Source organism: Ruegeria sp. YTSA064 (assembly GCF_059610325.1).
Map to the genome: position 1 here is coordinate 235016 of NZ_JBXWNK010000003.1, position 24647 is coordinate 259662.

A 24647-nucleotide genomic window follows, 5' to 3' on the forward strand; every position below is an offset into this window, starting at 1 on the left:
ATATGTTCTTGACCCTCAAAGAGTCGAGTCCTTGAGGGTCAGATCGTCAGGGATTCAGAGCCCGGGCGCTTACTTCAACGCCCGCGCCAGAAAGGCCTGCGTGGTCTGGTGCGAAGGGTGGTCAAACACCGCCTCGGGCGGGCCTTCTTCAATGATCCGTCCGCTGTCGAGGAAACAGATCTTGTCGGCGGCCTCGCGGGCAAAGCCCATTTCATGCGTGGCCATCACCATCGTCATGCCCTGTTTCTTGAGCATCAGCAGAACATCCAGCACCTCGCCCACCAGTTGGGGATCGAGGGCCGAGGTGATTTCATCAAACAGCATGACCTCGGGCTGCATGGCCAAGGCGCGCACGATGGCGACGCGTTGCTGCTGACCGCCCGACAACTGGTCGGGATAATTATGCATCCGGTCGGCCAGTCCGAACCGGGCGAACAGCGCCTCGACCTCGGGCTGCAGTTCGGCGCGGGTCAGCCCACGCACCCGGCGGGGGGCGAGCATGACATTCTCAAGCGCGGTCATATGCGGAAACAGGTTGAAGCTTTGAAAAACGATCCCGATGCGGGCGCGAACCGATTGCGGGTTGAGACCGGGGATCGAGATATCCTCGCCATCCAGAAAGATCGCACCGTCTTCGATGGGTTCCAGCAGGTTGATGCAGCGCAGCAGGGTGGACTTGCCCGACCCGGATGCGCCGATCAGGCAGACCATTTGGCCCTCATCAACGGTCAGGTTGATCCCGTCACAGACCGTGCGGTCGCCAAAGCGTTTCACTACGCCCTGAAGTTCCAATTTGGGCATCAGCGCCTCTCTCGCATTTGGCGGGCCATCAGGTGATCGGCATAGCGGGTGGCCGGAATGGTGACGATCAGGAAGATAATCGCGGCCCCCACATAAGGGGTGAAATTCGCCAGCAGTGATTTGAACACCCCGGCCTGACGGAAGATTTCGACCGGACCGATGAAGCTGAGCAGCGAGACGTCCTTTTGCAGTGCAATCAGCATGTTCATCTGTGATGGCACCACGTTGCGGATGGCCTGCGGCAACACCACGTCGCGCATCACCTGCCGTTCCGACAGACCCAGCGACAGGGCGGCGGCGCGCTGGCTGTGGTGAACGCTGTCGATACCGGAACGGAAGATCTCGGCCACATAGGCCGAATAGGTCAGGATCAGCGCCAGAGAACCCCAGATGTAAGGCGAATTCCATGGACGCGGCAGGCCCAGCCCCGGAATACCGAAGCCGATCAGATAGACCGTCAGGATCACTGGCACGCCGCGAAAAATGTCGGTGAACGCCGCGCCAAAGATGCGCAGCGGAAACAGGGCAGGTGATTTGGCATCCCGCGCCAAGGCAATCAACAGGCCAAGCACGGCGATCGCCGGTGCGGACCATAAAAAGATCATCACGTTGATCCGAAACGCCTCAAGCAATTTCGGGAAGGTTTTGACTAGTGTCTCGCCGTTGAAAAAGCTCTGCTGAACCTTCGACCAACCCGGAGCGAGCGGCACCAGAAAGTAAATCGCGGCCACAACAGTGACCGTGCTTATTGTGGCGATCACCAACGAGCGTCGTCGTTGGTGCGCCTCGTACCGTTCGCGGCGGGTCATCCCCGCCGCCTTGTGATCTGCCATGTTACTTGATCAGAGGGACACCGGTGGTGTCCTGCAGCCATTTGGCCTCGATGTCGGCCAATTTGCCGTTCGCCATCAGCGCTGCCAGCGCCTCGTCCACGCATGCCTTCAGCGGATTGCCTTCTTCCATCAGCATGCCGAAATGATCGGGATTGTCATTTTCATCCGCCGGGAACTGGCCGATGACTTTTGAGCCTTCGATCATCACCGCGCTCAGGAACAGGGCAGTGGGCAGATCGAATAGGGCCGCATCGATCTGGTTGGCCGACATGGCGGCGTTGACGTCCGCATTGTCGCCATAAAGCAGCGGATCGCTGTCGGGTTGGATGATGCTGGCCAGTTTCGGCACCGCAGTGGTCGAGCCAACGGCCCCCCATTGCAGGCCTTTCAACGCTTCAAGCGTTGGGGCTGTCTCGGTTGAGTTAGGGCTCACCAGAACCGCCATCGGAGCGGTGTAGTAGGGGGTAGAGAAATCAACCACCTGATCGCGCTCAGGCGTGATCGAGTATTGCTGCATATTGACGTCAAATTCCTTGGCGCCGGGTTGGATCGCCTCGTCGAATGAAGATCGGACCCAGACGACATCATCAGCCGCGAACCCCATCTCTTCGGCGACCGCATAGGCCACTGCGGCCTCGAACCCTTCGCCGCTTTCGGGCGCGTCATCAAGTACCCAAGGGTAATAGGCAGGGTTACCTGTTGCGATGGTGAATTTGCCGTCTGTCAGTGTCTTGCCAGCGGCGCATTGGTCCTGCGCATATGCTGCCGTCGAGAGAAACAGAACCGTACTTGCCGCGATCGTGAGTGTCTTGGACATCCGAGTGAATCCTCCTGTTGGATCATTTTGCCGCTACGGTAGTTCTGCCGGTCGGGCCTGTCCAGCAGATGCGTAGCTATTGGGCTTCGACTGGATTCGATTTCTATCTTATTTCAGATGATCGAAAGCCCGCCTAAATAGCAGCAACAAAATTCGGGAATGAGCTCCAAAGTGACTGGTGCAGTGTCGACGCCGAATGTCAGTTTTGGCAAAACCGGTATCGACGATATCAGATGTTGATTGCCTCGCGGAGGTAGTTATGGACGAAAGATTTTGCCCTCTTGCATGCTAAAATAAGATCGTTCCACTGGATCAGGCCGCACGCGATCGCCGTGGCCATTGCGCAGCCTGTGCCGCGCATCGTTGCTACTTCTAGCCTCGGTGCCGTCAGTATATTCTGCTCTGTAAGTGTGTACAGATGATCGTCGGAGGTTTCACCCGATGCATGGCCTCCCTTGATCAACACGGCCTGCGCTCCTTGGGACAAAAACCAATCTGCCTGCGCCGCGATCTGGTCGTCGGTCTCCGCCACAGGATATCCTGAAAGTGCTGCCGCTTCGAGTAGGTTCGGGGTGACTAGCTGGGCCTGCGACAGCAACGTTCTGGGAAACTGCCCTGACATGAGTTGACGTCCCGAGCTGGCTTTTAGCACCGGGTCCAGGACAATGGGGCACGATTGCCTATGGATGGCGTTGCCAACCGCATTAGCAATTTCTTCATTACCAAGCATGCCGATTTTGATGGCAGCAGGAGCGGTTGTGGCCAATGCGGCTTTGATCTGGCTGGCGAGCATTTCCGTCGATATGAGTTGGGTATTGAATACCATATCATCTGATTGAGCGGTCACCGCCGTGACAATGGGAAGGACCTGACATCCAAGTTTTTGGGCCACCCAGGCATCTCGGATCAGGCCTGCGCCCCCGCTACTGTCGGTTCCGCCGATTATCATGATCGGCTTCATTTACAGGCCCTCGCAGCCAACAAAGCGAGGTTGGTTTCACCCTGCGCCTGCAAGCCCTTTGCCGCCCGCCAAGCTCGTAATCCGCTTAGGCAGCACAAGACTACCCTTTGCCTTGAAAACAGAAACTGATCGCGCAACTCGGCTTCGGAAATGCGCTCAGCTTCTGGGCGGATTTTCTTAGGTGCTTCGTGATGGCTCCTCAGTTCAATGATCAGGTCAGAGCATTGCAACATCGTTTCTGCGATGAAAGGGATTGCGGTTTCGGGTTCTGGGTTGCCCAGAAAGCTGAACCCGCCAAAATGCATTCCAGAAAGATCTGCTGTTATCATCTGCCCTAATGCTGGCTGTGCACCCAAAAGGACTTTGATCGCGATCTGTGCCTGCAATGCGCCGATGACGCCTACCACGGGCCCCAGCACACCTGCAGTTGCGCAAGTCGCTCCGGTTGCGGGCAATTCAGGGAACACGGCACGTAGAGACGGTGCGCCCCCGCAAAACCCGCCGATATATCCGGTTTGCCCCAGAACGCTTGCTGAGACGAGCGGCGAATCTTCAGCCAGACAGGCATCTGACAAGATATATGAGGCCGCGAAACTGTCCGCCGCGTCGATCACCAGATCCGCCTTGGCTGCGATCTCTGGTGCTCTAGTTGGGCCGATCGACTCTACATTTGCTGAAACTTCCACCTGTGGATTGAGCGCGCGCAGAGCATCGCGCGCGGCAAGTGCTTTAGGCTTGCCGATATCCGGCATGCCATAAAGAGGTTGGCGGTGCAGGTTGCTTTCCTCGACCTCATCCGGATCAAAGATCGAGATATTCCCAATGCCTGCGCCCACCAGGTATTGCAGGACAGGGCAGCCTAACCCGCCGGCCCCGACGACCGCGACATGGGCTTTGCCCAATCTGGACTGACCGGCCTCGCCGATTTCAGGCAACTGCATCTGGCGGGCATACCTGCTCATGTGTTGCACACCCGCAACCATTCGCGCGTGCGGGATTCGGGGTCGGCGGACTGTTGAATGTCTGTCACCACGGCGGCACTATCCGCACCGGCGGCAAAAACACCGGGCGCACGCTCTGGGGTCAGACCGCCAATTGCGACTAACGGGACGGTTCCGGCCCTTGTTTTCCATCGGGTCACACGGTCCAATCCCTGCGGCTTCCATTTCATTTTTTTCAGTAGGGTCGAATAGACCGGGCCAAGCGCCACATAGGCCGGATCAGAGGATAAGGCACGGTCAAGTTCGGCTTCGTCATGAGTTGAGAGGCCAATACGCACGCCCGCACGACGAAGGGCTGCAAAATCGGCAGTGTCCATATCCTCCTGCCCTAGATGGACAAAGTTACAATTGAGATCCAACGCCACCTGCCAGTAGTCATTCACCACAAGTTGGGCTCGATGGACAGCGCAGATGTCGCGGGCTCGGGCGATCTGACGACGAACTTCGGGCTCTGGCATATCCTTGATACGCAATTGCACAAGCTTCACACCCTGAGGCACCAACAGTTCCAACCGCCCCACATGGCCGGTGATCAGATAGAACCGTTCCATCACATCAACTCCGCGAGGCCGAGTACGGGAGTGGAAGGCACCGCCACATCTCTCCGATCAATTGGATCAGAGATAAAACCCGCACGCCCGGCCTCGACCGCCAGGGCCATGGCTCGTGCCATGCCGACGGGATCGCCCGCCTTGGCCACCGCGGTATTGAGCAGGATCGCATCCATACCCAATTCCATGGCCTGTACCGCATCAGACGGCCGTCCGATTCCGGCATCGACGATCAGAGGAACACCCGGAAAATGCGTACGCATCGTCCGCAAAGCATCAGGCGTGCGCAACCCTTGGCCTGAACCGATGGGCGCTCCCCAAGGCATCAGGACTTGGCATCCCGCTTCCAGCAGCTTCTCACCCACAATCAGGTCATCCGTCATGTATGGGAAAACTTTGAAACCATCGGCCGTCAGAATACGCGCGGCTTCAACCAAGGCGAAGACATCCGGCTGAAGGTTATCCGCGTGGCCAATCACCTCCAGCTTGATCCAATCGGTTGCAAAAAGCTCACGAGCCATTTGTGCTGTGGTCACAGCCTCTTGCACCGAATGGCACCCTGCAGTGTTGGGCAGGATGTGGGCGCCCGTTGCGCGTAGCATGTCCCAGAACCCTGCGCCTGTCCCATCCGCTGTTTCGCGACGCAGGCTTACAGTGACCACCTCGCAACCGCTGGCGCGGATCGCTTGGTGCAGAATCGCGGGTGACGGGTATTGCGCTGTGCCTAGAAACATAGGCACCGAAATATCGACATCGTAGATTTTCATGTCAGCCCCCTTGCATCGGGGCCAGAACTTCCAGCCGGTCGCCTATGTTCAACACCTTTGCGCTGCGCGCAGACGCCGGCACAAACTGGCCATTTAGCGCCGTTGCGATGGCGGGACTGATAAAGCCAAGCTCGACAAGCGCCGCGTCAAGCGTTTCGGCAGATACTTCATGCGCTTTGGCATTCACTGTGATGTGCATGTTTCGTCTCCGGAATGAGATGTTGGACCACCCTGGCCGCCATTGCCGGGGCCAGAAGGAAGCCGTGACGATAAAGACCGTTCAGATGCAGAGTGTCGCCACGCTGAACAAGGCGAGGAAGGTTGTCGGGAAAGGCCGGGCGTAACCCGCTACCGGTCTCTATGACGCTGGCTTCGGCGAAACCAGGGTGGATGGCAAATGCCGCAGCAAGTAGTTCGGAAAGCGAACGCAGGGTTACCGGACGCTCGGACGAGCTTTCGATCATTGTGCCGCCGATCATATAGTGGTTGTCTCTACGCGGGACGAGGTAGAGCGGAATGCGCGGATGCAATAGGCGGATGGTTCGGCTGATCGTGACCTCCGGGCAATGCAGTATCGCCATCTCACCGCGCACAGGGCGCAGATTGGTCAGAGCGGCTTGAATACCTGTGCAATCCAGATCGACATGCCCCTGTGCTTTGGTTCCAAGAAGGATCTCAACACCCAGAGCCTGCGCTGCCTTGGCCAGGTCCCGCAGTGCGCGTTGCGGATCGAGGTGGGCCTCGAATTCATAAAACAACCCGCGCGAAAACCGGCCTGCTAAAGACGGTTCCAAGGCGCTGATGTCAGCGACGTCCATCTCACGATACCCGAAGGTGCGCCGGGCAAAGCGCGTCAACTCTGCCCTGTCGCGGGCCGGGGCGACCACCAACGTACCAAGACGGGTGACGGCTGTGATGTCCGCCCACCATTCAGCCGCCCCCTCACCAAGAGTGATTACTTCTTCCTCGGCATTTTCACGTTCGCACCACGGAGCCAACATGCCACCGGCGAACCGAGAAACGCTCCCATCTCCGATCTCGGTGCCGGCTTCGTACACGCGTACCCGGACCCCCGCCCGCGCAAGCTCCAAGGCTGAGGTGAGGCCGGCGAGACCGGCCCCCGCGATGGTAATCATTCGCTCGATTCCTCGACGGGCATATAAAGATCGCCCCCCTCGCGGTATTTAGCAGCCATGGCCTCCATCCCCTCTTTCTGCGCTTCGGCACGGATGTCATGGGAAATCCGCATCGAGCAGAATTTTGGCCCGCACATGGAGCAGAAATGCGCTACTTTATGGGCCTGTTTGGGCAAGGTCTGGTCATGAAAATCGCGTGCAGTGTCAGGATCAAGCGACAGGTTGAACTGGTCCTCCCAGCGGAATTCGAACCGCGCCCGGCTTAGCGCATCATCGCGTCGCTGTGCGCCAGGCAGCCCTTTGGCCAGATCGGCAGCATGCGCGGCAATTTTGTATGTGATCACTCCAGTTTTGACGTCATCGCGGTCTGGTAGGCCCAGATGCTCTTTGGGCGTGACGTAGCAAAGCATGGCGCAACCGAACCAACCGATCATCGCTGCGCCAATACCGCTCGTGATGTGATCATAACCCGGCGCGATATCGGTGGTAAGCGGCCCAAGCGTATAGAAAGGCGCTTCGTGGCAGCATTCCAACTGCTTATCCATGTTTTCCTTGATCTTGTGCATGGCCACATGGCCCGGCCCTTCGATCATCACCTGGCAGTCTTTGGCCCAGGCGATTTTCGTCAGCTCACCCAAGGTCGCTAGCTCAGCAAATTGCGCCTCATCATTGGCGTCGGCGATTGAACCAGGGCGCAACCCGTCACCCAAGCTGAAGGCCACATCATAACGACGGCAGATGTCGCAAATCTCTTCGAAGTGTTCATAAAGAAACGACTCCTTGTGGTGATGCAGGCACCACTTGGCCATGATCGAGCCGCCGCGCGAGACAATGCCAGTCACACGGTTGACCGTCATGGGCACCATATGCAGGCGTACACCCGCGTGGATGGTGAAATAGTCCACGCCCTGTTCGGCCTGTTCGATCAGAGTATCGCGAAAGACTTCCCAGGTCAGATCCTCGGCAATACCGTTCACCTTTTCCAGCGCCTGATACATCGGGACAGTCCCGATCGGCACTGGGGAATTGCGAATGATCCATTCGCGGGTGTTATGGATGTTGCGCCCGGTTGAGAGATCCATAACCGTGTCAGCACCCCAACGGATGGCCCAGATCATCTTGTCGACCTCTTCCTCCATGCTGGAGGTCACGGCGGAGGTTCCCATATTGGCATTCACCTTTACCAGAAAGTTTCGACCGATGATCATCGGTTCGCTTTCTGGGTGGTTGATGTTGGCCGGGATGATCGCACGCCCTGCGGCAATTTCAGAGCGGACAAATTCCGGCGTCACATAGTCGGGGATATTGGCCCCAAAGTCGTTCCCGTCCCGATGGCAAGGTGACGTTTCGCGCAGCTGGTTTTCGCGGATCGCTGCAAACTCCATTTCCGGGGTGACGATCCCGGCCCGTGCGTAGGCCAACTGTGTTGGAGCCAACCCATCCTTACCACGCAGCGGTCGTGGCTTGATTGGAAATTCAGGTGTCAGCTTGTCCCCGTGAACAAACCCGTTATCGGCATCAGTGATCTCGCGTCCCTCATAGGTTTCGACATCACCGCGTGCCTTGATCCATTCGGCGCGCACTGGTGCCAGACCCTGCCTAATGTCCGTCAGCACTTTCGGATCGGTGTAAGGGCCTGAACTGTCATAGACAGGTAGCGGAGCTTCACCGGCTGTCGGATGTGTCGAAATTTCGCGCATAGGCACGCGGATGTCGGAATGCAACTCGCCAGCGACATAGATTTTGCGCGATGCCGGCAATTCATCGGTGGTAATATTTGGGTTTGGTACGTTCACTTTGGCGCTCCTCAAGCTCAGGTCTCAAAAAGACACCAGAAGAGTTTGGGAGGAGGCAAAGGCAAAACGTGCCTTGTGTTCCGGTTGCGCAAGCCAGAATGGGCTGTGCGACCTTAGCTTCCTACGCCAGTGTCAACTGGGTCAGGTTCAAAGGGTCGCATCACCGGGTTCTCACCCAATCAGCCTCTCAGTCCCTTGGGCGGGACTCCCCTGCGTAGGTTTGCGATAGGATGGAACAGCCGGTTTGTAAAGTCTCAAGAAACAACCTTTCGCGCAATCGCGGTGAATGCACACTTTGTCCGCATAGCGGGCAATCAGGCGGGTTGGTCTGACGACAGTTTCAGTTGGGATTGAAGCGCTCAATCAGTACTACCGGAAACCGTATTGGCTAAATCGAGAATAGTGTCGATGCTCTACACCGACCCGAACGGCGTTTACCCACGGAGATGTCCGAAAAAGAAACCCGCCAAAATTTGGCGGGTTTCGGTGCTCTAGTGGATAGCCTGTATTGTAGGATCAGCCGAAGACACGCCCCAACGCGCCGTCTACAGCGTCGGTGATCTGGTCGATATCGTCCGCTGTTGCGATCAGCGCTGGCGAGAAGCACAGCGTGTTGTTGCGGCTGGGGATCGAACGGTTGGTAACACCGATGATAACGCCCTGCGCCATACAGTCAGCCACGACGGCCTGTGCCTGCTTTTCGTCCACCGGCTCTTTGGAACCGCGATCCGCGACCAGTTCGGCACCCAGGAACAAGCCTTTGCCACGCACGTCGCCGATAACCTTGTGCTTTTCCATCAGCGCCTGCAGGTTGCCCATCATGCGATCACCCATGTCGACGCAGTTCTGCAGCAGGTTTTCATCCTGAATGATGCGCATGTTCTCAACCGCCGCTGCCGGACCGGCGGTGCAGCCGCCAAAGGTCGAGATATCGCGGAAATAGCTCATCGGGTCTGACGCGTCGTCCTTGAACATGTCAAAGACTTCCTCGGTGGTCACCATGCAGGCAATCGCGGCATAGCCCGAGGCAACGCCTTTGGCCATGGTCACGAAGTCAGGCTTGATGCCGTATTGCTGGTATCCGAACCAGGTGCCGGTCCGGCCAACGCCGCAGACAACCTCGTCAATGTGCAGCAGCACGTCGTATTTCTTGCAGATTTCCTGCACGCGGGGCCAATAGCCTTCGGGCGCTTCGATAACGCCACCGCCTGCGGTCACCGGCTCAAGGCACAGGGCGCCAACGGTGTCGGGGCCTTCGCGCAGGATGACCTCTTCGATCTGGTTGGCAGCCCATTCACCAAAGTTCTCTTCCGGCGCGCCATCCAACTCGTGCTTGCGGTATTCCATGCAATGCGGAACGCGCACAAAATCGGGTGCAAAGGGGCCGTATTGCGCGGTGCGCTCGTCTTGACCGCCTGCCGACATCGTCGCCAGGGTCGAGCCGTGGTAGTCGCGGTCGCGATACAGGATTTTGGTCTTCTTGCCGCCGTACTTCTTGTGCGCGATCTGGCGGATCATTTTGAACGCCTTCTCGTTCGCCTCAGAGCCCGAGTTGGTGTAGTACACGCGGCTCATGCCCGGCATCTTGTCGATCAGCATTTCCGCGAAATTCGAACCGGGGATCGAACCTGCGGTATTGGCGAAGTAGCACAGCTTCATCAGCTGGTCATAAACCGCCTTACAGATGGATTCGCGGCCATAGCCCACATTCACCGTCCAGACCCCGCCAGAGACAGCATCCAGATGCTCTTTGCCCTTCTGGTCCCACACGCGCATGCCTTTGCCTTCGACAATGATACGGGGGTCATTGGTCTCAAACGGCTTGTGCTGGATCAGGTGATGCCAGATGTGGGCGCGGTCGGCTTCGACGACGCGGGAAAGATCGTTTTCGTTGAACGTGCCGTCCATGACATGTCCTTTCAAAAGTGAGGCGCGCGGGGAATCAGTAACTCCTAGCGGGCGCAAAGTGACGTGATACTGCAGATCAACGCGAATGGTGCGCGTGAAGTAGGGCCAGATTAGCCCATAGGATATCTCCAGTGTAGCTCAAACGCGTATTAATACGGGTTTGTTATGACGTAAACTTTGTGCTCAATACGACAATCTGACGAGTTTGGGAGGATCGCCGGATGACAGCCACACCTATCTACCAGCAACATCTGGATAAAACCCCGGCGAATTTCACGCCGTTGTCTCCGCTCAGCTATCTTGAGCGAACGGCAGCAGTGTATCCGGATTACCCATCCGTTGTGTATGGTGAACGCCGGTATAGCTGGGCAGAAACCTATGCGCGGAGCCGACGTCTGGCCAGCGCGCTGACTATGCGTGGCGTAGGCGTGGGCGATACAGTCTCGATCATCGCGGCCAATATTCCCGAGCTTTACGAGGCCCATTTTGGCGTGCCCATGGCCGGCGCGGTGCTGAATGCGATCAATACACGGCTGGATGCGCCGATCATCGCCTTCATTCTGAACCATGCCGAAGCCAAGGTTCTGCTGGTTGATCCTGAATTCTCGGGCGTCGTGAAACTGGCGCTGGAGCAGGTGGATCATGACCTGCTAGTGATTGATATCGAAGATGACAGCTTTGACGGTGGCGAGCGGCTGGGCGATCTGACCTATGAGAGTCTGCTGGCCGAGGGTGATCCGGAGTTCGAATGGTCTTTGCCCGCAGACGAATGGGATGCGATCACGCTGAACTATACCTCGGGCACCACCGGCAACCCCAAAGGTGTGGTTTATCACCACCGGGGCGCGGCACTGAACGCGACCTCGAACATCCTGACATGGGGGATGCCGCAGCACTCGGTTTATCTGTGGACCTTGCCGATGTTCCACTGCAACGGCTGGTGCTTTCCCTGGACGATGGCGGCCAACGCGGGCACGTCCGTTTGTCTGCGTGCTGTGCGGGACGAGCCGATCTATCGCGCGTTCCGGGAAGAGGGCGTAACCCATTTCTGCGGTGCTCCGATTGTGCTGAATATGCTGGCCAACGCGCCCGATCATCTCAGGGATTTCACGCAGCAGATCAAGGCGATGACTGCTGGCGCGCCGCCACCTGCCAAGGTGATCGAAGCGATGGAAGGGATGGGGGTCGAGGTTACCCATGTCTATGGGTTGACCGAGACTTATGGCCCATCTGTCGTCTGCGCATGGAAGGACGAATGGAACGAGAAGGGCGCGGAAGACCGCGCCGCGCTGAAGGTGCGTCAGGGGGTGAAATATGTTGCGCTGTCTGGCCTGATGGTCGCCGACCCCGAGACGATGGAGCCTGTTCCGTCAGACGGCGAAACCATGGGTGAGATATTCATGCAGGGCAACATTGTCATGAAGGGCTATCTCAAGAACGCCGAGGCGACGGACAAAGCCTTCAAAGGCGGGTGGTTTGCCTCGGGCGATCTGGGGGTGATGCATCCGGATGGCTATATCGCGCTGAAGGATCGATCCAAGGACATCATCATCTCGGGCGGTGAGAATATCTCGTCGGTTGAGGTCGAAGACACGCTTTATAAACATCCGGCCGTGATGGAGGCAGCCGTGGTGGCCCGCCCGGATGAGAAATGGGGCGAAACGCCCTGTGCCTTTGTTGAATTGAAGCCGCAGGCAGAGGCGAATGAAGCTGAGATTATCGCCTTCTGCCGGGATCACATGGCCCATTTCAAAGCCCCCAAAACGGTTGTCTTCGGGGCGCTGCCGAAAACGTCGACAGGGAAGATACAGAAGTTCATCTTGCGCGATCGCGCGCGTGAGCTGGGTTAGTCGAAGATCGACAGGTCAAGCGCCAGCATCTCGCCCATCCAGATCGCGCGATCCCGGTGATCGGCCAAGTGATCGCCGGTTTCTGGATGCGTAAAGATGGTCAGCCCTTGCCGGTTCAGGATCAGCCAGGGAAAGACCTGCTCAAAGACCTCAGAGGGAAAGCCCAGCTGGCAACTCCAACGTGGGTGTGGGCCAACGTTACGCGCATGCATGCGGCCCATCTGCACGGTGGGAAACAGACGCGCTGCCTCTTCACAGACCTGCTGTGCAGTGTCCTGCGTGTCGGCATCGAAATAGACATGGGCGTGGTAACCGGTGATCTCGGGCATGGGGGTCTCCGTCTGTCGTTGCGGAGAACCTAATGGCGACCCGAGCGCTTGTGCAACCGCATCGCCACACAGACCCTGTGCGCCGGATCAGAGCGGAGCGTGAAGGTCGGGATGGGCTGCGGCAAAGGCAGAATGCTCAGCGCACACAGCTTCGACCGCCAGCAGGCGGGGCATATCCGTAAGGTCAACCTCCCAGCGGTGCGCGTTATAAAGCTGCGGGATCAGGCAGATATCGGCCAGACCGGGGGTGTCACCGGTACAGAACGGGCTTTGATCAAAGCCGCCTAGCAGCGATTCAAACGCGAGCAGACCCGGCCGGATGAAGTGACGCATCCAGTCGCCGGGCATGTCGCCTGCACCATTGCTAAGCGCGGTGGCATGTTTGGCAACCGACAGGTTGCAGACCGGATGGATATCCACCGCGATACTGTGTGCCAATGCCCGCGCGGCTGCTCGCTTGGCCGGATCGGTTGGCAGCAGGCCCAGATCGCGGGTCTCATCCAGATAATCGATGATCGCCAGCGATTGGGTTAATCGAACCCCATCGATATCCAGCACCGGGACCAGACCCTGCGGGTTGCGTTCCAAATGATCCGGGGCGCGATGCGCCCCGTTCACCAGATCAACGATGACCGGGCGATAGGTGATCCCGGCTAAATTGAGCGCAATCCGCACCCGGTAACTGGCGGACGAGCGCCAGTAGTCAAACAGAACCACTTCGGACATATGATGGTCAGCCTTTGCTTAGTTCCTTGGCATGCAGCCAGTCGGCATGCTGAGGAGCCCGTTTGGTGCGCGACCATTCTTCGAGCATATCCCACTTCACCGAATCCAGCCGGGCTAGCATGGCCTCTTCCTCGGGGTCGGGGCAAGCCAGTTCCACCCGGTGACCGTTCGGATCGAAGAAATAGATCGAATGGAAGATCGAATGATCCGTGACACCCAGAACCTCGACCCCGTTGGCTTCGAGATGGTCCTTGAACGCGATCAGCTCATCGCGGTCCTTCACCTTGAACGCGATGTGTTGCACCCAAATTGGCGTGTTTGGATCGCGCCCCATCTCCGGCTTGGTGGGCAGTTCAAAAAACGCCAGCACGTTGCCGTTTCCAGCATCCAGAAACAGGTGCATGTAAGGATCGGGCTCGTGGGTCGAGGGCACATGGTCTTCGGCAATCGCCAGAATGAAGTCCATGTTCAGCATCTTGCCGTACCATTCCACCGTCTCTTTCGCATCCTTGCAGCGATAGGCGACGTGGTGAATTTGATCGATTTTCATGAGGCTTACTCCTGTTTTAGCGCTGCGGCCTCAAGCGCCTGCTTCAAGATTGCATTGTCGCCAATGTGGTTCGCCAGTACCAGCACGAGGCGTGCGTTGAACGCATCGCTTTCGGATTTCTCAAGCCCTTCATGGGCCGCCACCAGATCGGCATAGAAATCGTCGGCCTGGGTCAGGTTGGGTGAGAGGATCAGTTCGGCCATGTCGCTTACTCCTTGCCTGTGGCGCGGCGCACCGCGTGCCGGAATGCGTTTTCTTCGTAAGTGTCGCGGCGGGCGGCCACGTGCTGATCGGGTCGGATCAGATAGACCGCTCCGGTAGCATCGCCCAGATAGCGGCGCTTTAGCGTCAGGGTCGGGTCGTCTTTGACCGAGAGTGCCAGGCGTTTGACGGTGATCCCGTCGACCTCGATCTCATCCGGTGCATCGGCGTCGATGGTCAACAGCGTGAACTGTCCGGCCAGTTTCGGCAGCAGAAAGTCATCACCCAAAGGCGCATCGGGACAGGACGCTCCGGGGCGCGTCTGCGATGGTCCGTTCAGCGCATCCGCCGAATTCAGTGGCGAGCCATCATAGACGCAAGGCACGCTGAGCCGACCTGAATTCACCATCGGTCGGGCAAAATCATAATGTTCACTCAGGTCCAATACCGCATCGCGCAGGATGCGGGACATCTGCGATTTCGGGGTGATGAAATCGGTCGAGCGGGTCGAGTTCAGGATGTTTTCGTCCGCACCGTGAATGCGTTCCTGATCGTAGCTGTCCAGCAGCGACTCTGGCGCTTTGCCGTCAATCACCAGTTTCAGCTTCCAGCACAGGTTGTCGGTGTCCTGAACGCCAGAGTTTGCACCCCGTGCCCCAAACGGGCTGACCTGATGCGCGCTGTCGCCTGCAAAGATCACGCGGCCGTGGCGGAATTGCTCCATCCGGCGGCACTGGAAGGTGTAGATGCTGACCCATTCCAGTTCGAAATTTACATCCTCGCCCAGCATGGCCTTGAGGCGTGGGATCACGTTCTCCGGGCGTTTTTCGCGTTCCTTGTCGATGTCCCAGCCCAGCTGCAGGTCGATGCGCCAGACGCCATCGGGTTGCTTGTGCAGCAGCGCCGATTGGCCTTTGTTGAAGGGTGGATCGAACCAGAACCAGCGTTCCGAGGGGAAATCGGCCTCCATGATCACATCGGCGATCAGGAAATTGTCCTCGAACACGCGGCCCACGAAATCCTTGCCCATCATGGCGCGCATAGGTGAGCCCGCGCCGTCGCAGGCGATCACCCAATCCGCCTCGATGGTGTACGAACCCTCGGGCGTTTCGACCTCAAGCTTGACGTGATCAGGGTGGGTTCCGACTGCTTCAACCTTGTTGCGGCCGCGGATTTCGATCGGAGCGCCCTGCGCCTGCAATTCGCGCACGCGGTCGACCAGAAACTGCTCGAAATAGTATTGCTGCAGGTTGATGAAGGCGGGGCGCTGATCGCCGCTGTCGGGCTGCAGGTCGAACTCGTAGACCTGACGCTCGTCGAAGAACACCTTGCCCTTGTTCCAAAGAACACCCTTGTCCACCATCGGCTGCCCGCAACCCAGACGGTCGAGGATTTCCAGCGGGCGTTTGGCAAAACAGATGGCGCGGCTGCCAAAGCTGACCTTATCGTTGTCATCCAGCACCAGCACCTCGACCCCTTGCTGAGCCAGATCAATGGCGGCAGCCAGACCCACCGGACCGGCACCGACAACGATGACCTTGTGGCGCACGGGCGCGGGCGCGGATTGGTCCGGGCTGGCCTCGTAAGCATAAAGTGGAACTTCAAAGATCTTGTTCACTCTCTCTCTCCCATTTCTGGCGCATCGGGCGCACCTCGTCTGTTCTCCTGCACAGTTGCGCCGGAGGTCTCGCGTTAGAGTTTCACCGTCAAATCCGGGCCGCCACGATCTGGATCAAATTCGGCCCGGAAATCTTAGCCCTGCAGGGCCTCCCACATCTCCAGATCGCGCTGGGCGGTCCAGATACGGGGTGTGTCGATGCCGCGGGCCTCGTCATAGGCGCGGGCGACATTGAAGGGTAGGCAGTGTTCGTAGATCGCGTAGTCGGCGAATTTGGGATCGCATTCGGCGCGAACCGCGTCCCATGCTTCTTTCAGGCTGCCACCACGCGCCGCGACCTTGGCCGCCGGGCGATAGGTGCTTTCGACGAAATTGCGGGTGTTTTCGATGGCCGCATTGACCATGTCCTTACCGACCAGAGCGTCGCCGCGACCCGGAGCAATGGCGTCGACGTCAAACCACTTGATCTCATCCAGCGTATCGCCCCAGTCGCTGAAATGCCCGTCGCCGCAATAGCAGGCCGAGTGGTATTCGACGATATCACCGGTGAACATGACATTCTGATCGGGCACATGGATCACGATATCGCCTGCCGTATGGGCGCGACCCAGATGCATCAGGTCGATCCGGCGGTTGCCTAGATAAACGGTCATGGTGTCGCTGAAGGTGGTGGTGGGCCACGTGAGGCCCGGGATGCTCTCATGCCCTTCGAATAAGCGGGGGAAGCGTTGGAATTCGCTGTCCCAATCCTCCTGACCCCGTTCAACTACCATGGCGCGGGCCATGTCCGACATCAGGATTTGCTGCGCGCCAAAAGCGCTGGCGCCGAGCACACGAACTGCGTGGTAATGCGTTAGCGCCACATGGGTGATCGGCTTGTCCGTGACCGAGCGCACGCATTCGATCACCTTGTCGGCCAGACGCGGGGTGGCCTGCGCCTCGACAATCATCACGCTGTCATCGCCGATGATCACTCCCGAGTTTGGGTCGCCTTCGGCGGTGAAGGCGTAAAGCCCTTCGCCCACCTCGGTGAAACTGATTTTCTTTTCCGACATGTCCCCCTGGGACGCGAATGCCTTGGCCATCTCTCAATCCTTTTGCAAAAACTCGAGCCGGTTTCCGAAAGGGTCTTCGGTGAAAAACCGGCGGCGGTCATTTAGTGTTGTGTCCCAGCGCAATTTCTGACCGTAACTTTCGATCTGAGCGGCGATCGCATCCAGATCATCGACGGCGAAACCCGGATGGGCTTTGCGGGCTGGTGAGAAGTCTTTCTCGACACCCAAGTGAAGTTCGCACTGACCCAGCGCCAGCCAGAGGCCACCACGCGCGCGCAGGGCTTCGGGCTTTTGCAGTTCGCTCAACCCCAGAGCATCGCACCAGAATAACCGGGCAGTGGATTCGCCACCTTCGGGAAGCGCGATCTGGATATGGTCGAGCTCAAACATCAATCAGCGCGCATAAGGGTCGCTTAACGCTGGCAGCACTGTGCCGGTGCAATCACCGAACCCGATGGAATAGCCGTCGCCTTTGGCCGCGCCGGTCAGGGTCAGGGTGTCCCCGTCCTCGATGAAGCTGCGGGTCTCGCCGGTATCCAGCGTCAACGGTTCTTTTCCACCCCAGCTGAGTTCCAGCAATGAGCCGCGTTCCGGTTTGGTCGGGCCCGAGATAGTACCGGATCCCAGCAGGTCGCCTGTGTTCATAGGGCAGCCAGACGTCGAGTGATGCGCCAACTGCTGTGCCGCCGAGTAGTACATCTCGCGGTAATTGGTCCGTGCGATGGTCGTGGCGTCTTTGCCTTCGGGCGCCATGGTCACGGCCAGATCAATGTCATACAGCATCGGTCCGCAATCTTTCAGGTGATCCAACAGGGCGAACTCACGATCTGGCGTGTCGCAGCGAAATGGCTCCAGCGCCGCTTTGGTCACGATCCACGGGCTGATTGAGGTCGCTGTCGCCTTGGCCTGAAACGGCCCCAGCGGTTGGTATTCCCACGCCTGAATATCGCGCGCGGACCAGTCATTCAGCAGGACGTATCCAAAGATGTTGTCATCGGCTTGCTGCACAGAAATCGGGCCGTCAGACGGTGTGCCGACGATAGCGCCCATCTCAAGCTCGATATCAAAGCGGCGGCAGGGCAGGAAGGCGGGCAGGTCCTGATCGGGGGATTTCAGTTGACCCCAAGGGCGGCGGATATCGGTGCCCGAAACAACCACCGACGAGGCGCGCCCGTTATAGCCGATGGGGATGTGCAGCCAGTTCGGTGGTAGCGCATTTTCAGCGCCGCGGAACATGGTGCCAACGTTCTGGGCGTGATGGCGTCCCGCGTAGAAATCGGTGTATTCACTGACGGCAAAGGGCATATGCATCTCGGCCTCGTCCTGCGGGATCAGCAGGCCTTCGATCTTGTGCTGCGCGTCTGAGCCTTCGGCCAGCAGAGCGATCAGGCGGTCGCGCAAGGCGGCCCATACGGCAGGGCCTTCCTCCATCAGCGGATTCCAAAACGGCAGATCAAAGAGCGGCTCGTCCGAGAGTGCGATCAGCCCATCGACCTCGGCGGCGGTGACGTCGAAGATCATATCACCGATAGCCACCCCACAGCGGGGCTCGGTACTTTCTGTCGAGAACACGCCATAGGGCAGGTTGTTCAGTGGAAATGGGTGATCGGCGGAATTGGCCGATGAGACCCAGGATTTAACTAAAGGCATCTTGTCTCCAAACCTTTGTTCGCGGCCAAGATTTTTCGACGAAAAATCTTAGGTCTTGAGCGGTACTTACTTCTTGCCCGGCGTCCCGTCGAATTTCTTTTCGATGTCGCTCCAGCAATCGATGTAATCGTCCTGCAGCGGGGCCTCGGTTGCGGCAAAACCGGTCAGGTGCTGTGGGAAGCGGGTTTCGAACATGAAAGACATGGTGTTTTCCAACTTATCCGGGCCGAGGTTCGAATTCGACGCCTTTTCAAAAGCTTCCTTGTCGGGCCCGTGTGGGATCATCATGTTATGCAGGCTCATGCCGCCCGGGATGAACCCTTGCGGTTTGGCGTCGTACTGACCGTAGATGTTGCCCATCAGTTCGGACATGATGTTTTTATGATACCAGGGTGGGCGGAACGTGTCTTCCATAACCATCCAGCGCTCGCGGAACAGAACAAAGTCGATATTGGCCGTGCCCGGCTGACCTGAGGGTGCGGTGAGGACGGTAAAGATCGACGGATCGGGATGGTCGAACAGGATCGCGCCGACCGGGCAATAGGTGTTCAGATCGTATTTGTAAGGCGTGTAATTGCCATGCCATGCAACCACATCCAGCGGGCTGTGACCGATCTTGGTGATGTGGAACTGCCCGCACCATTTGATCGTCACGGTCGAAGGCACTTCGCGATCCTCGAACGCTGCCACCGGAGCTTTGAAGTCGCGTGGGTTCGCCATGCAGTTGGCCCCGATCGGTCCGCGCCCGGGTAGTTCGAACTTCTGTCCGTAATTCTCGCAAACGAAACCGCGCGCGGGGCCTTCCAGCACTTCGACGCGATAGAGCAGCCCACGTGGGATAATCGCGATCTCCTTCGGCTCTAGATCGATGATACCCATTTCGGTGGCAAATCGAAGCCGACCCTCCTGCGGGACGACTAGCAATTCTGAATCTGCCGAAAAAAAGTACTCGTCCACCATCGATTCTGTGACCAGATATATGTGGCTCGCCATTCCGACTTGGGTATTCACGTCCCCGGCCGTGGTCATGGTGCGCATGCCGGTCAGCCAGGTCAGGCCTTCATCCGAATGTGGCACTGGATCCCAGCGGTATTGGCCCAGAGAGATCACGTCCGGATCAACGCAGGGCGCTGATTTCCAGAAAGGCAGGTCGATTTTCACATATCGATGCGAATGCTTCACCGAAGGCCGGATGCGATAGCACCACGTGCGTTCGGGCGGGTTGGCAGTGAAGGCGGTGCCGCTCAGTTGTTCACCATATAACCCATAGTTACATTTCTGCGGGCTGTTCATGCCCTGCGGCAGCGCGCCGGGCAGGGCCTCGGTCTCAAAGTCATTGCCAAAGCCGGGCATATAGCCGGGATGGGTCCCAACAGGGGTGCTGGCCTGGGTCATCTTATGCGGATCGGTGGGGCGATTCATCGGGCGCTCCTTCAAGTTGCTGCTTGTCGGATAATAGTTGATTTTGTAACTAACAAGGATGACACAACAGAATAATGACGAAAAAGATGAGTTTGATTTGCGAAATTTCCTGCCATTCCTGTTGAATCAGGCGGCCGAGGAAAGCTCGCTCGAATTTCAGCGCGTCTACAAGAATCGATATGGGATGTTGCGTACCGAATGGCGGGTGCTGTTTCACCTTGGGAATTATGGTGAGCTGACGGCCAAGGAAATCGGCTTGCGCGCGAAGATACATAAGACCAAAGTCAGCCGCGCTGTGCGCAAGCTTGAACAGCGCCGATATCTGAAACGGACGCGGGACGAAAACGACCGCAGAGTTGAAAGACTGACGCTGACAACCTCTGGCCAGAGTGTGTATCGTGAGCTACGCGGAATTGCGCGCGATTATGACGCTAAGCTTGCAGCCCATTTTACGACCGGCGAAGCCGCATTGCTGCGCATGATGCTGCGACGCCTAGCTGGAATGGAATAGCACTCTGGTAATCTGGGGCAATGATCCCCAGATCAACGCCATAACAAACACAGGACTGTGAAATGACCAAGCCGGAGTCCCCAACGGCAAAATCCCATAATCTGATCGATTGGCTTGTTGCCCGAGGTTTGGAAGGGGCTGACAAAGAAGAGCTGCTGGACGGTTACTGCAACCGTCTGGTCGATCTTGGCGTGCCTTTGATGCGGTTCCACGCAGCGCAACCGGCATTGCATCCGGTCTACGGTGGCACTGGATACAGCTGGTATCAGGATCGCGGCGGTGATTTCCAAACTTTCGAATACTCCGAGGAGCCCAGCGAGGTTTGGACCAAAAGCCCGCTCTATGTAATTCTGAACGAGGACGTCGACGCGATCCGCGAACGTCTTGTCGATCAGAATGAACCCAGCCGATTTCCATTGCTGAATGAATTGCGGGAAAACGGTGCCACGGACTATTACGCGACTGGTATTAGCTTTGACGTGCCCAGCCAAACCAACCCGCACGATGCAAAAATGTCAATTGATGGCGTGCTGATGTCCTGGGCCAGCAACGCGCCCGAAGGGTTCGGCGACGATGATCTGGAAGTGATCGAAACTGCGCTGCCACACTTGGGTTTGGCCTTGAAGTCGGCCTCGAATGCGCGGGTGTCTAAGGACTTGATGCGGGTTTACCTGGGACGTGATGCCGGGCGGAGGGTCCTGTCCGGCGAAATCCGCCGGGGGTCTTTGCAGCAAATCGATGCGGTGATCTGGAATTTCGATCTCGAAGGTTTCACCAGCCTGTCGGAAGAACTTCCCGGGATTGAAGTCATTGACATGTTGAATGACTACCTCGCTGCTGTGGTGGATGTGGTTCATCAATGTGATGGAAATATTCTGAAATTTATGGGCGACGGGGTTATGGCGATGTTTGATGTGGGCGAAATTGATGCCGACGCCCGTGCCGCTCTGGCTGCCGCGACAATGCTTCAGGAGCGTATGGCCGAGCTGAATAGCCTGCGCAAAGAGCGTGGGCAGCCGGTTTCGAACTATACGTTAGCCCTGCATGCGGGCGAGATTCTATATGGCAATATCGGTGCCGACAGCCGTCTTGATTTTACCGTCATCGGCCCGACCGTGAACCAGACATCCCGTATCGCCGGGATGCATCGTTCGTTGGGGCAACGAATATTGATCTCGGATGATGTGGCCCGTGCGGCTCAGCCTTGCGATCAGGAACTGATCTCAGTTGGGCGCTATATGCTGCGAGGTGTGGCAGAGCCGAAAGAGCTGTTTACGGTCTACCATGCAGCGAACTAGATCGTGATAGGCGATAAAATATCCCGGGTGTAGGCTTCCGATGCGGAGTTGGTTGACGTAGAGGCGACCGAAAATCTATCATTGTACCGGAACGGAGCTTTTCTTCAGTTCTTGATACAACATTGAACTATCGCAATTTAGAAAAATGCAACTCTTTAGTTTTGGTATTGATCAGTTGGGAACCTGTACGAGTGATGGCACTAAAAATTCCAAAATTCTCAGTGGATTATGCCCCGAGCGATAAGGTTTATGGTGGCAGAGCCGCGACCGCTACTCTTACATCGACCTGCCTAAATCGAGGGCAGAGTGCAAGCAAAAGCGATTGTGTGATCGTTGATGAATTCAATACAAACTGGAATGTGCGCGACTTCATCAAGATTTCAGATGTTACCGCCGCTGTTTCCAGCCTTGATGTCAAAAAGATCGAACGAATGCGATCGGTCGATTCCATACTCAAAGAGCTCAAGCTCACGGGTATACTTGAACTTGCGGATTACGCGGAACTGAACTCGCAGCGGTGGGTTCGTGGCCACTTATTAGCGCAAAAACTGGGTGGGTCTGGAAAATCCGAAAACTTGGTGCCGCTGGATCGCAACAAAAATGCTGTTATGGAGAAGTTTGAAACCTCTTTATACAATTTTTTCAAAGCCGCAAAAAACGCTGAGAAAATGTCGGCTAGTAAACACTATGTTCGTGTTGAGCTGAAAATCAAAGCCGAAGGCAATATGTCACCCTGGTTCAGCAATTGTTCTGATAGAGTAAAAAGAAAGTTAAGAAAACTCCCAGAGAAAATCACCTACAAGATTAAGACAGAGTACGTTGAAGCGAGCACGGGCAAAGCTCAATCAGCCCCGCCCAACAAGAACTACCCTAGACCTTTAAAGGCTCCACCACCGTTGAGCCTCTAAAAATCGATCTCAACCCCCGGCAGGTTCAATTCTTTCATCATGTCGCGCAATTCCTGCCGCGCGGCGATGTTCGAGATATTGAGCTGTTTGACGCCAATATCCTTGAGGTCCAGCAGGGTCAGCCCGCGCGGGAAAAGTTCGCGGAAGATAACCCGTTCAGAGAAACCAGAAGCCACCCGGAAACCGATGCGCTGCGACAGCATCTCGATGGCGCGTTGCATCTTTTCCTTATTGACCATGCGCTGCGTCCCGACCCGGTTACGCACCACCACCCAGTCGATCGGTTTCAAGCCGGCCTGAGCACGCAATTGGCGGGCGTTCCAAACCATTTCGGAATAGACCGACGGACCAAGGATTTTCTCACCCTTGGAATCGATCCGCGCCAGCAAGTCGAAATCGATGAAACTGTCGTTCAGCGGCGTAACCAGCGTATCGGCCAGTGAATGGGCCACCTGGCTGAGGCGCGTATGCGATCCGGGGCAATCGATCAGGATAAAATCGCTGTCACTTTCCAGCTCTGCAACGGCAGCCGACAGGCGGTGGTCATATATATTCTCGCCGGGTTTCAGCGCGCTGGCGTCAATCTCGGGCAGGTCGTGATGGCGCGGACTGGGCAGAGACAGGTCCGAGCCGTTGAGGAAGTTCAGGCGATTCTCGAAATACCGGCCCAGACTGCGCTGCCGCAAGTCGAGATCAAGCGTGCTGACCTTATGCCCCAGTCGAGCCAGGGCAGTGGCAACATGCATTGACACGGTCGATTTACCTGCGCCGCCTTTTTCGTTCCCGACCACGATGATATGTGCCATGCCTGTATTCCCAAGTCCCGCCGTGTTTATCTACACGTTGTGGCAGCCACTATATGTTGTGTGAGCGTGGAAGGGAAGAACCTCGGGCCGTCCCGAGTAGCTTTATCAGGCTCTATTTTGGAAAAACGCGTGATGGGTAGGGTTTAGTGTAAATCCTTGCCAATCAGACGCCCGTATTTCACTGTCGGGATCGAGGAATTGTGATTAAGGACAGCAATTGGACCATCTGTTTTTGAACGTCCTGAACGTGGTTCTGCCCGTCCTGATTTGTGCTGGAATCGGTTATTGTCTGGCACTAATCCGTGCTCCGTTCGACAATAAGGTCATTGGTGGAATCGTATCGAGGGTCGGGTATCCAACCTTGATCATCTCGCACTTGTCGACCACCAAAATCGCGGTCGGCACGTTTCTTGACGTGATGACAGCAGCCGCTTTGGCGATCGCAGGATTTGGAGTGTTGGGGTTTGTCGCGCTCAAACTGATGCGGTTGCCAGCGCGGGCGTTTTTAACGCCGCTTATGCACGGCAATGTCGGCAATATCGGTCTTCCCATAACCTTACTGGCGTTGGGGGATGCCGGCATGGCTTATACGATGGGATTTGTGGTTGTTGTGCTGATCAGTATTTTCACGATCGGTATGTGGATTCCGGCTGGGGAGTTCTCACCCAGAAAACTTGCTACATCTCCGATCATCTACGCGGTAGCGCTGTCTCTGGTGCTGATGGCCACGGGCTATAGCCTTCCACAACCGGTTGCCAAATCCTTTGACATACTGGGTGGTCTCTCGATTCCGTTGATGCTGCTGACGTTGGGGCACACGCTTGCAACGCTGCGGATCATAAGCCTTGGGCGCGCTGTATTGCTGACCGCGTTGCACCTGGTGATGGCCATGGTGATTGCAAGCGCGCTGGTCTGGTCTTTCGGCTTCACAGGGGCCGAGCGGGGGGCGGTGATCTTGTGCTGCCTGATGCCGTCTTCCGTCGCAACCTATCTATTCATTGATCAACATGTACCGGAATACGGGCCCGACGTGGCCGGCTTCATTCTGGTTTCAACCCTGACCACGATTTTGGTGTTGCCGGTGGCACTGTCCTACTGGGTCTGAAGTGGGCAAAGCTCGCCTAGCGGAAAAGCTATACGCACCAACGAAAA

26 protein-coding genes and 1 riboswitch are annotated in these 24647 nt (G+C 57.2%); of the genes, 5 read left to right on the forward strand and 21 right to left on the reverse strand.

Annotated elements, in window-relative coordinates:
* Positions 1 to 69 precede the first annotated feature (69 nt).
* The 11 genes from AC2FI7_RS05965 to AC2FI7_RS06015 form a co-directional block, all read right to left on the reverse strand.
* Positions 70 to 801: an amino acid ABC transporter ATP-binding protein gene (locus tag AC2FI7_RS05965; protein WP_010437537.1), complete on the reverse strand. Its 732-nt coding sequence runs from the start codon at positions 799 to 801 to the stop codon at positions 70 to 72.
* On the reverse strand, positions 801 to 1634 hold the full coding sequence (locus AC2FI7_RS05970; RefSeq protein ID WP_010437538.1) for an amino acid ABC transporter permease: 834 nt from the start codon (positions 1632 to 1634) through the stop codon (positions 801 to 803). Before AC2FI7_RS05970 ends, AC2FI7_RS05965 begins: the two co-directional genes overlap by 1 nt.
* Before the next feature lies 1 nt (position 1635).
* On the reverse strand, positions 1636 to 2451 hold the full coding sequence (locus AC2FI7_RS05975) for an ABC transporter substrate-binding protein (protein ID WP_480717317.1): 816 nt from the start codon (positions 2449 to 2451) through the stop codon (positions 1636 to 1638).
* A 229-nt stretch (positions 2452 to 2680) separates the two neighbouring features.
* On the reverse strand, positions 2681 to 3412 hold the full coding sequence (gene thiD / locus AC2FI7_RS05980; protein WP_010437541.1) for a bifunctional hydroxymethylpyrimidine kinase/phosphomethylpyrimidine kinase: 732 nt from the start codon (positions 3410 to 3412) through the stop codon (positions 2681 to 2683).
* Complete coding sequence (locus AC2FI7_RS05985; protein WP_029621601.1) at positions 3409 to 4374, reverse strand: HesA/MoeB/ThiF family protein; 966 nt, start codon at positions 4372 to 4374, stop codon at positions 3409 to 3411. Before AC2FI7_RS05985 ends, thiD begins: the two co-directional genes overlap by 4 nt.
* On the reverse strand, positions 4371 to 4964 hold the full coding sequence (locus AC2FI7_RS05990) for a thiamine phosphate synthase (protein ID WP_010437544.1): 594 nt from the start codon (positions 4962 to 4964) through the stop codon (positions 4371 to 4373). Before AC2FI7_RS05990 ends, AC2FI7_RS05985 begins: the two co-directional genes overlap by 4 nt.
* Positions 4964 to 5731: a thiazole synthase gene (locus AC2FI7_RS05995; protein ID WP_319546416.1), complete on the reverse strand. Its 768-nt coding sequence runs from the start codon at positions 5729 to 5731 to the stop codon at positions 4964 to 4966. The genes AC2FI7_RS05990 and AC2FI7_RS05995 overlap by 1 nt, the downstream gene beginning before the upstream one ends.
* A gap of 1 nt (position 5732) precedes the next feature.
* Positions 5733 to 5930 (reverse strand): sulfur carrier protein ThiS, encoded by a 198-nt coding sequence (gene thiS, locus AC2FI7_RS06000; protein ID WP_319546417.1) that lies wholly within the window; start codon positions 5928 to 5930, stop codon positions 5733 to 5735.
* Positions 5899 to 6867: an FAD-dependent oxidoreductase gene (locus AC2FI7_RS06005; RefSeq protein ID WP_010437547.1), complete on the reverse strand. Its 969-nt coding sequence runs from the start codon at positions 6865 to 6867 to the stop codon at positions 5899 to 5901. The genes thiS and AC2FI7_RS06005 overlap by 32 nt, the downstream gene beginning before the upstream one ends.
* Positions 6864 to 8663 carry a phosphomethylpyrimidine synthase ThiC gene (gene thiC / locus AC2FI7_RS06010; RefSeq protein WP_496816023.1) on the reverse strand — a complete coding sequence of 600 codons (1800 nt, stop codon included), beginning with the start codon at positions 8661 to 8663 and terminating at the stop codon, positions 6864 to 6866. The genes AC2FI7_RS06005 and thiC overlap by 4 nt, the downstream gene beginning before the upstream one ends.
* 101 nt (positions 8664 to 8764) lie before the next feature.
* A riboswitch (TPP riboswitch) is annotated at positions 8765 to 8885 on the reverse strand.
* A gap of 294 nt (positions 8886 to 9179) precedes the next feature.
* The gene (locus tag AC2FI7_RS06015; protein WP_010437550.1) at positions 9180 to 10571 is read right to left on the reverse strand and encodes an aminotransferase family protein; all 1392 of its coding nucleotides are present in this window, start codon (positions 10569 to 10571) and stop codon (positions 9180 to 9182) included.
* Positions 10572 to 10792: 221 nt separating this feature from the next.
* Between AC2FI7_RS06015 and AC2FI7_RS06020 the strand changes: the two genes are divergently transcribed.
* Positions 10793 to 12421, forward strand: a complete 1629-nt coding sequence (locus tag AC2FI7_RS06020) for an acyl-CoA synthetase (RefSeq protein ID WP_010437551.1) — start codon at positions 10793 to 10795, stop codon at positions 12419 to 12421.
* Here the strand turns inward: AC2FI7_RS06020 and AC2FI7_RS06025 are convergent.
* The 9 genes from AC2FI7_RS06025 to hmgA all read right to left on the reverse strand — a co-directional run bounded on the left by AC2FI7_RS06025 (position 12418) and on the right by hmgA (position 19972).
* Positions 12418 to 12750 carry a DOPA 4,5-dioxygenase family protein gene (locus AC2FI7_RS06025; protein ID WP_010437553.1) on the reverse strand — a complete coding sequence of 111 codons (333 nt, stop codon included), beginning with the start codon at positions 12748 to 12750 and terminating at the stop codon, positions 12418 to 12420. The two genes, AC2FI7_RS06020 and AC2FI7_RS06025, sit on opposite strands and share 4 nt — an antisense overlap.
* A gap of 87 nt (positions 12751 to 12837) precedes the next feature.
* Positions 12838 to 13476 carry a maleylacetoacetate isomerase gene (maiA, locus tag AC2FI7_RS06030; protein ID WP_010437555.1) on the reverse strand — a complete coding sequence of 213 codons (639 nt, stop codon included), beginning with the start codon at positions 13474 to 13476 and terminating at the stop codon, positions 12838 to 12840.
* A 7-nt stretch (positions 13477 to 13483) separates the two neighbouring features.
* Entirely contained in the window at positions 13484 to 14026 is a 543-nt protein-coding gene (locus AC2FI7_RS06035; RefSeq protein ID WP_010437557.1) for a VOC family protein, read from the reverse strand.
* A gap of 5 nt (positions 14027 to 14031) precedes the next feature.
* Positions 14032 to 14229, reverse strand: coding sequence for a DUF2783 domain-containing protein (locus AC2FI7_RS06040; RefSeq protein ID WP_010437558.1), 198 nt, complete (start codon positions 14227 to 14229; stop codon positions 14032 to 14034).
* 5 nt (positions 14230 to 14234) lie between these two features.
* On the reverse strand, positions 14235 to 15845 hold the full coding sequence (locus tag AC2FI7_RS06045) for an FAD-dependent oxidoreductase (protein WP_170542951.1): 1611 nt from the start codon (positions 15843 to 15845) through the stop codon (positions 14235 to 14237).
* Positions 15846 to 15979: 134 nt separating this feature from the next.
* A complete protein-coding gene (locus tag AC2FI7_RS06050; RefSeq protein ID WP_010437560.1) occupies positions 15980 to 16930 on the reverse strand; it encodes an MBL fold metallo-hydrolase in 951 nt (316 codons plus the stop codon).
* 3 nt (positions 16931 to 16933) lie between these two features.
* Positions 16934 to 17290 carry a VOC family protein gene (locus AC2FI7_RS06055; RefSeq protein ID WP_010437561.1) on the reverse strand — a complete coding sequence of 119 codons (357 nt, stop codon included), beginning with the start codon at positions 17288 to 17290 and terminating at the stop codon, positions 16934 to 16936.
* Positions 17291 to 17293: 3 nt separating this feature from the next.
* Positions 17294 to 18550, reverse strand: coding sequence for a fumarylacetoacetase (gene fahA, locus AC2FI7_RS06060; RefSeq protein WP_010437562.1), 1257 nt, complete (start codon positions 18548 to 18550; stop codon positions 17294 to 17296).
* Between the two features lie 66 nt (positions 18551 to 18616).
* A complete protein-coding gene (gene hmgA / locus AC2FI7_RS06065) occupies positions 18617 to 19972 on the reverse strand; it encodes a homogentisate 1,2-dioxygenase (RefSeq protein WP_010437563.1) in 1356 nt (451 codons plus the stop codon).
* A 58-nt stretch (positions 19973 to 20030) separates the two neighbouring features.
* On the opposite strand from hmgA, the gene AC2FI7_RS06070 reads away from it, so the two are divergent.
* From AC2FI7_RS06070 to AC2FI7_RS06080, 3 genes are all read left to right on the forward strand, one after another.
* A complete protein-coding gene (locus AC2FI7_RS06070) occupies positions 20031 to 20483 on the forward strand; it encodes a MarR family winged helix-turn-helix transcriptional regulator (RefSeq protein ID WP_010437564.1) in 453 nt (150 codons plus the stop codon).
* A gap of 62 nt (positions 20484 to 20545) precedes the next feature.
* Entirely contained in the window at positions 20546 to 21781 is a 1236-nt protein-coding gene (locus AC2FI7_RS06075) for an adenylate/guanylate cyclase domain-containing protein (RefSeq protein ID WP_010437566.1), read from the forward strand.
* Positions 21782 to 21903: 122 nt separating this feature from the next.
* Entirely contained in the window at positions 21904 to 22689 is a 786-nt protein-coding gene (locus AC2FI7_RS06080; RefSeq protein ID WP_480614538.1) for a DNA/RNA non-specific endonuclease, read from the forward strand.
* Here the strand turns inward: AC2FI7_RS06080 and AC2FI7_RS06085 are convergent.
* The gene (locus tag AC2FI7_RS06085; protein ID WP_010437571.1) at positions 22686 to 23495 is read right to left on the reverse strand and encodes a division plane positioning ATPase MipZ; all 810 of its coding nucleotides are present in this window, start codon (positions 23493 to 23495) and stop codon (positions 22686 to 22688) included. The two genes, AC2FI7_RS06080 and AC2FI7_RS06085, sit on opposite strands and share 4 nt — an antisense overlap.
* A 217-nt stretch (positions 23496 to 23712) precedes the next feature.
* Here AC2FI7_RS06085 and AC2FI7_RS06090 point away from each other — a divergent pair, with 217 nt between their 5' ends.
* Entirely contained in the window at positions 23713 to 24600 is an 888-nt protein-coding gene (locus tag AC2FI7_RS06090; RefSeq protein WP_010437572.1) for an AEC family transporter, read from the forward strand.
* Positions 24601 to 24647 lie beyond the last annotated feature (47 nt).

Coding starts and splice junctions, on each gene's coding strand:
- AC2FI7_RS06070 (WP_010437564.1), top strand. CDS start 20,031: ATGACACAACAGAATAATGACGAAAAAGATGAGTTTGATTTGCGAAAT.
- thiS (WP_319546417.1), bottom strand. CDS start 5,930: ATGCACATCACAGTGAATGCCAAAGCGCATGAAGTATCTGCCGAAACG.
- AC2FI7_RS06035 (WP_010437557.1), bottom strand. CDS start 14,026: ATGAAAATCGATCAAATTCACCACGTCGCCTATCGCTGCAAGGATGCG.
- maiA (WP_010437555.1), bottom strand. CDS start 13,476: ATGTCCGAAGTGGTTCTGTTTGACTACTGGCGCTCGTCCGCCAGTTAC.
- AC2FI7_RS06040 (WP_010437558.1), bottom strand. CDS start 14,229: ATGGCCGAACTGATCCTCTCACCCAACCTGACCCAGGCCGACGATTTC.
- AC2FI7_RS06020 (WP_010437551.1), top strand. CDS start 10,793: ATGACAGCCACACCTATCTACCAGCAACATCTGGATAAAACCCCGGCG.
- AC2FI7_RS06025 (WP_010437553.1), bottom strand. CDS start 12,750: ATGCCCGAGATCACCGGTTACCACGCCCATGTCTATTTCGATGCCGAC.
- thiD (WP_010437541.1), bottom strand. CDS start 3,412: ATGAAGCCGATCATGATAATCGGCGGAACCGACAGTAGCGGGGGCGCA.
- AC2FI7_RS05970 (WP_010437538.1), bottom strand. CDS start 1,634: ATGGCAGATCACAAGGCGGCGGGGATGACCCGCCGCGAACGGTACGAG.
- AC2FI7_RS05995 (WP_319546416.1), bottom strand. CDS start 5,731: ATGAAAATCTACGATGTCGATATTTCGGTGCCTATGTTTCTAGGCACA.
- hmgA (WP_010437563.1), bottom strand. CDS start 19,972: ATGAATCGCCCCACCGATCCGCATAAGATGACCCAGGCCAGCACCCCT.
- AC2FI7_RS06015 (WP_010437550.1), bottom strand. CDS start 10,571: ATGGACGGCACGTTCAACGAAAACGATCTTTCCCGCGTCGTCGAAGCC.
- AC2FI7_RS06050 (WP_010437560.1), bottom strand. CDS start 16,930: ATGGCCAAGGCATTCGCGTCCCAGGGGGACATGTCGGAAAAGAAAATC.
- AC2FI7_RS05965 (WP_010437537.1), bottom strand. CDS start 801: ATGCCCAAATTGGAACTTCAGGGCGTAGTGAAACGCTTTGGCGACCGC.
- AC2FI7_RS05975 (WP_480717317.1), bottom strand. CDS start 2,451: ATGTCCAAGACACTCACGATCGCGGCAAGTACGGTTCTGTTTCTCTCG.
- AC2FI7_RS06075 (WP_010437566.1), top strand. CDS start 20,546: ATGACCAAGCCGGAGTCCCCAACGGCAAAATCCCATAATCTGATCGAT.
- AC2FI7_RS06005 (WP_010437547.1), bottom strand. CDS start 6,867: ATGATTACCATCGCGGGGGCCGGTCTCGCCGGCCTCACCTCAGCCTTG.
- AC2FI7_RS06085 (WP_010437571.1), bottom strand. CDS start 23,495: ATGGCACATATCATCGTGGTCGGGAACGAAAAAGGCGGCGCAGGTAAA.
- AC2FI7_RS06055 (WP_010437561.1), bottom strand. CDS start 17,290: ATGTTTGAGCTCGACCATATCCAGATCGCGCTTCCCGAAGGTGGCGAA.
- AC2FI7_RS05990 (WP_010437544.1), bottom strand. CDS start 4,964: ATGGAACGGTTCTATCTGATCACCGGCCATGTGGGGCGGTTGGAACTG.
- fahA (WP_010437562.1), bottom strand. CDS start 18,550: ATGCCTTTAGTTAAATCCTGGGTCTCATCGGCCAATTCCGCCGATCAC.
- AC2FI7_RS05985 (WP_029621601.1), bottom strand. CDS start 4,374: ATGAGCAGGTATGCCCGCCAGATGCAGTTGCCTGAAATCGGCGAGGCC.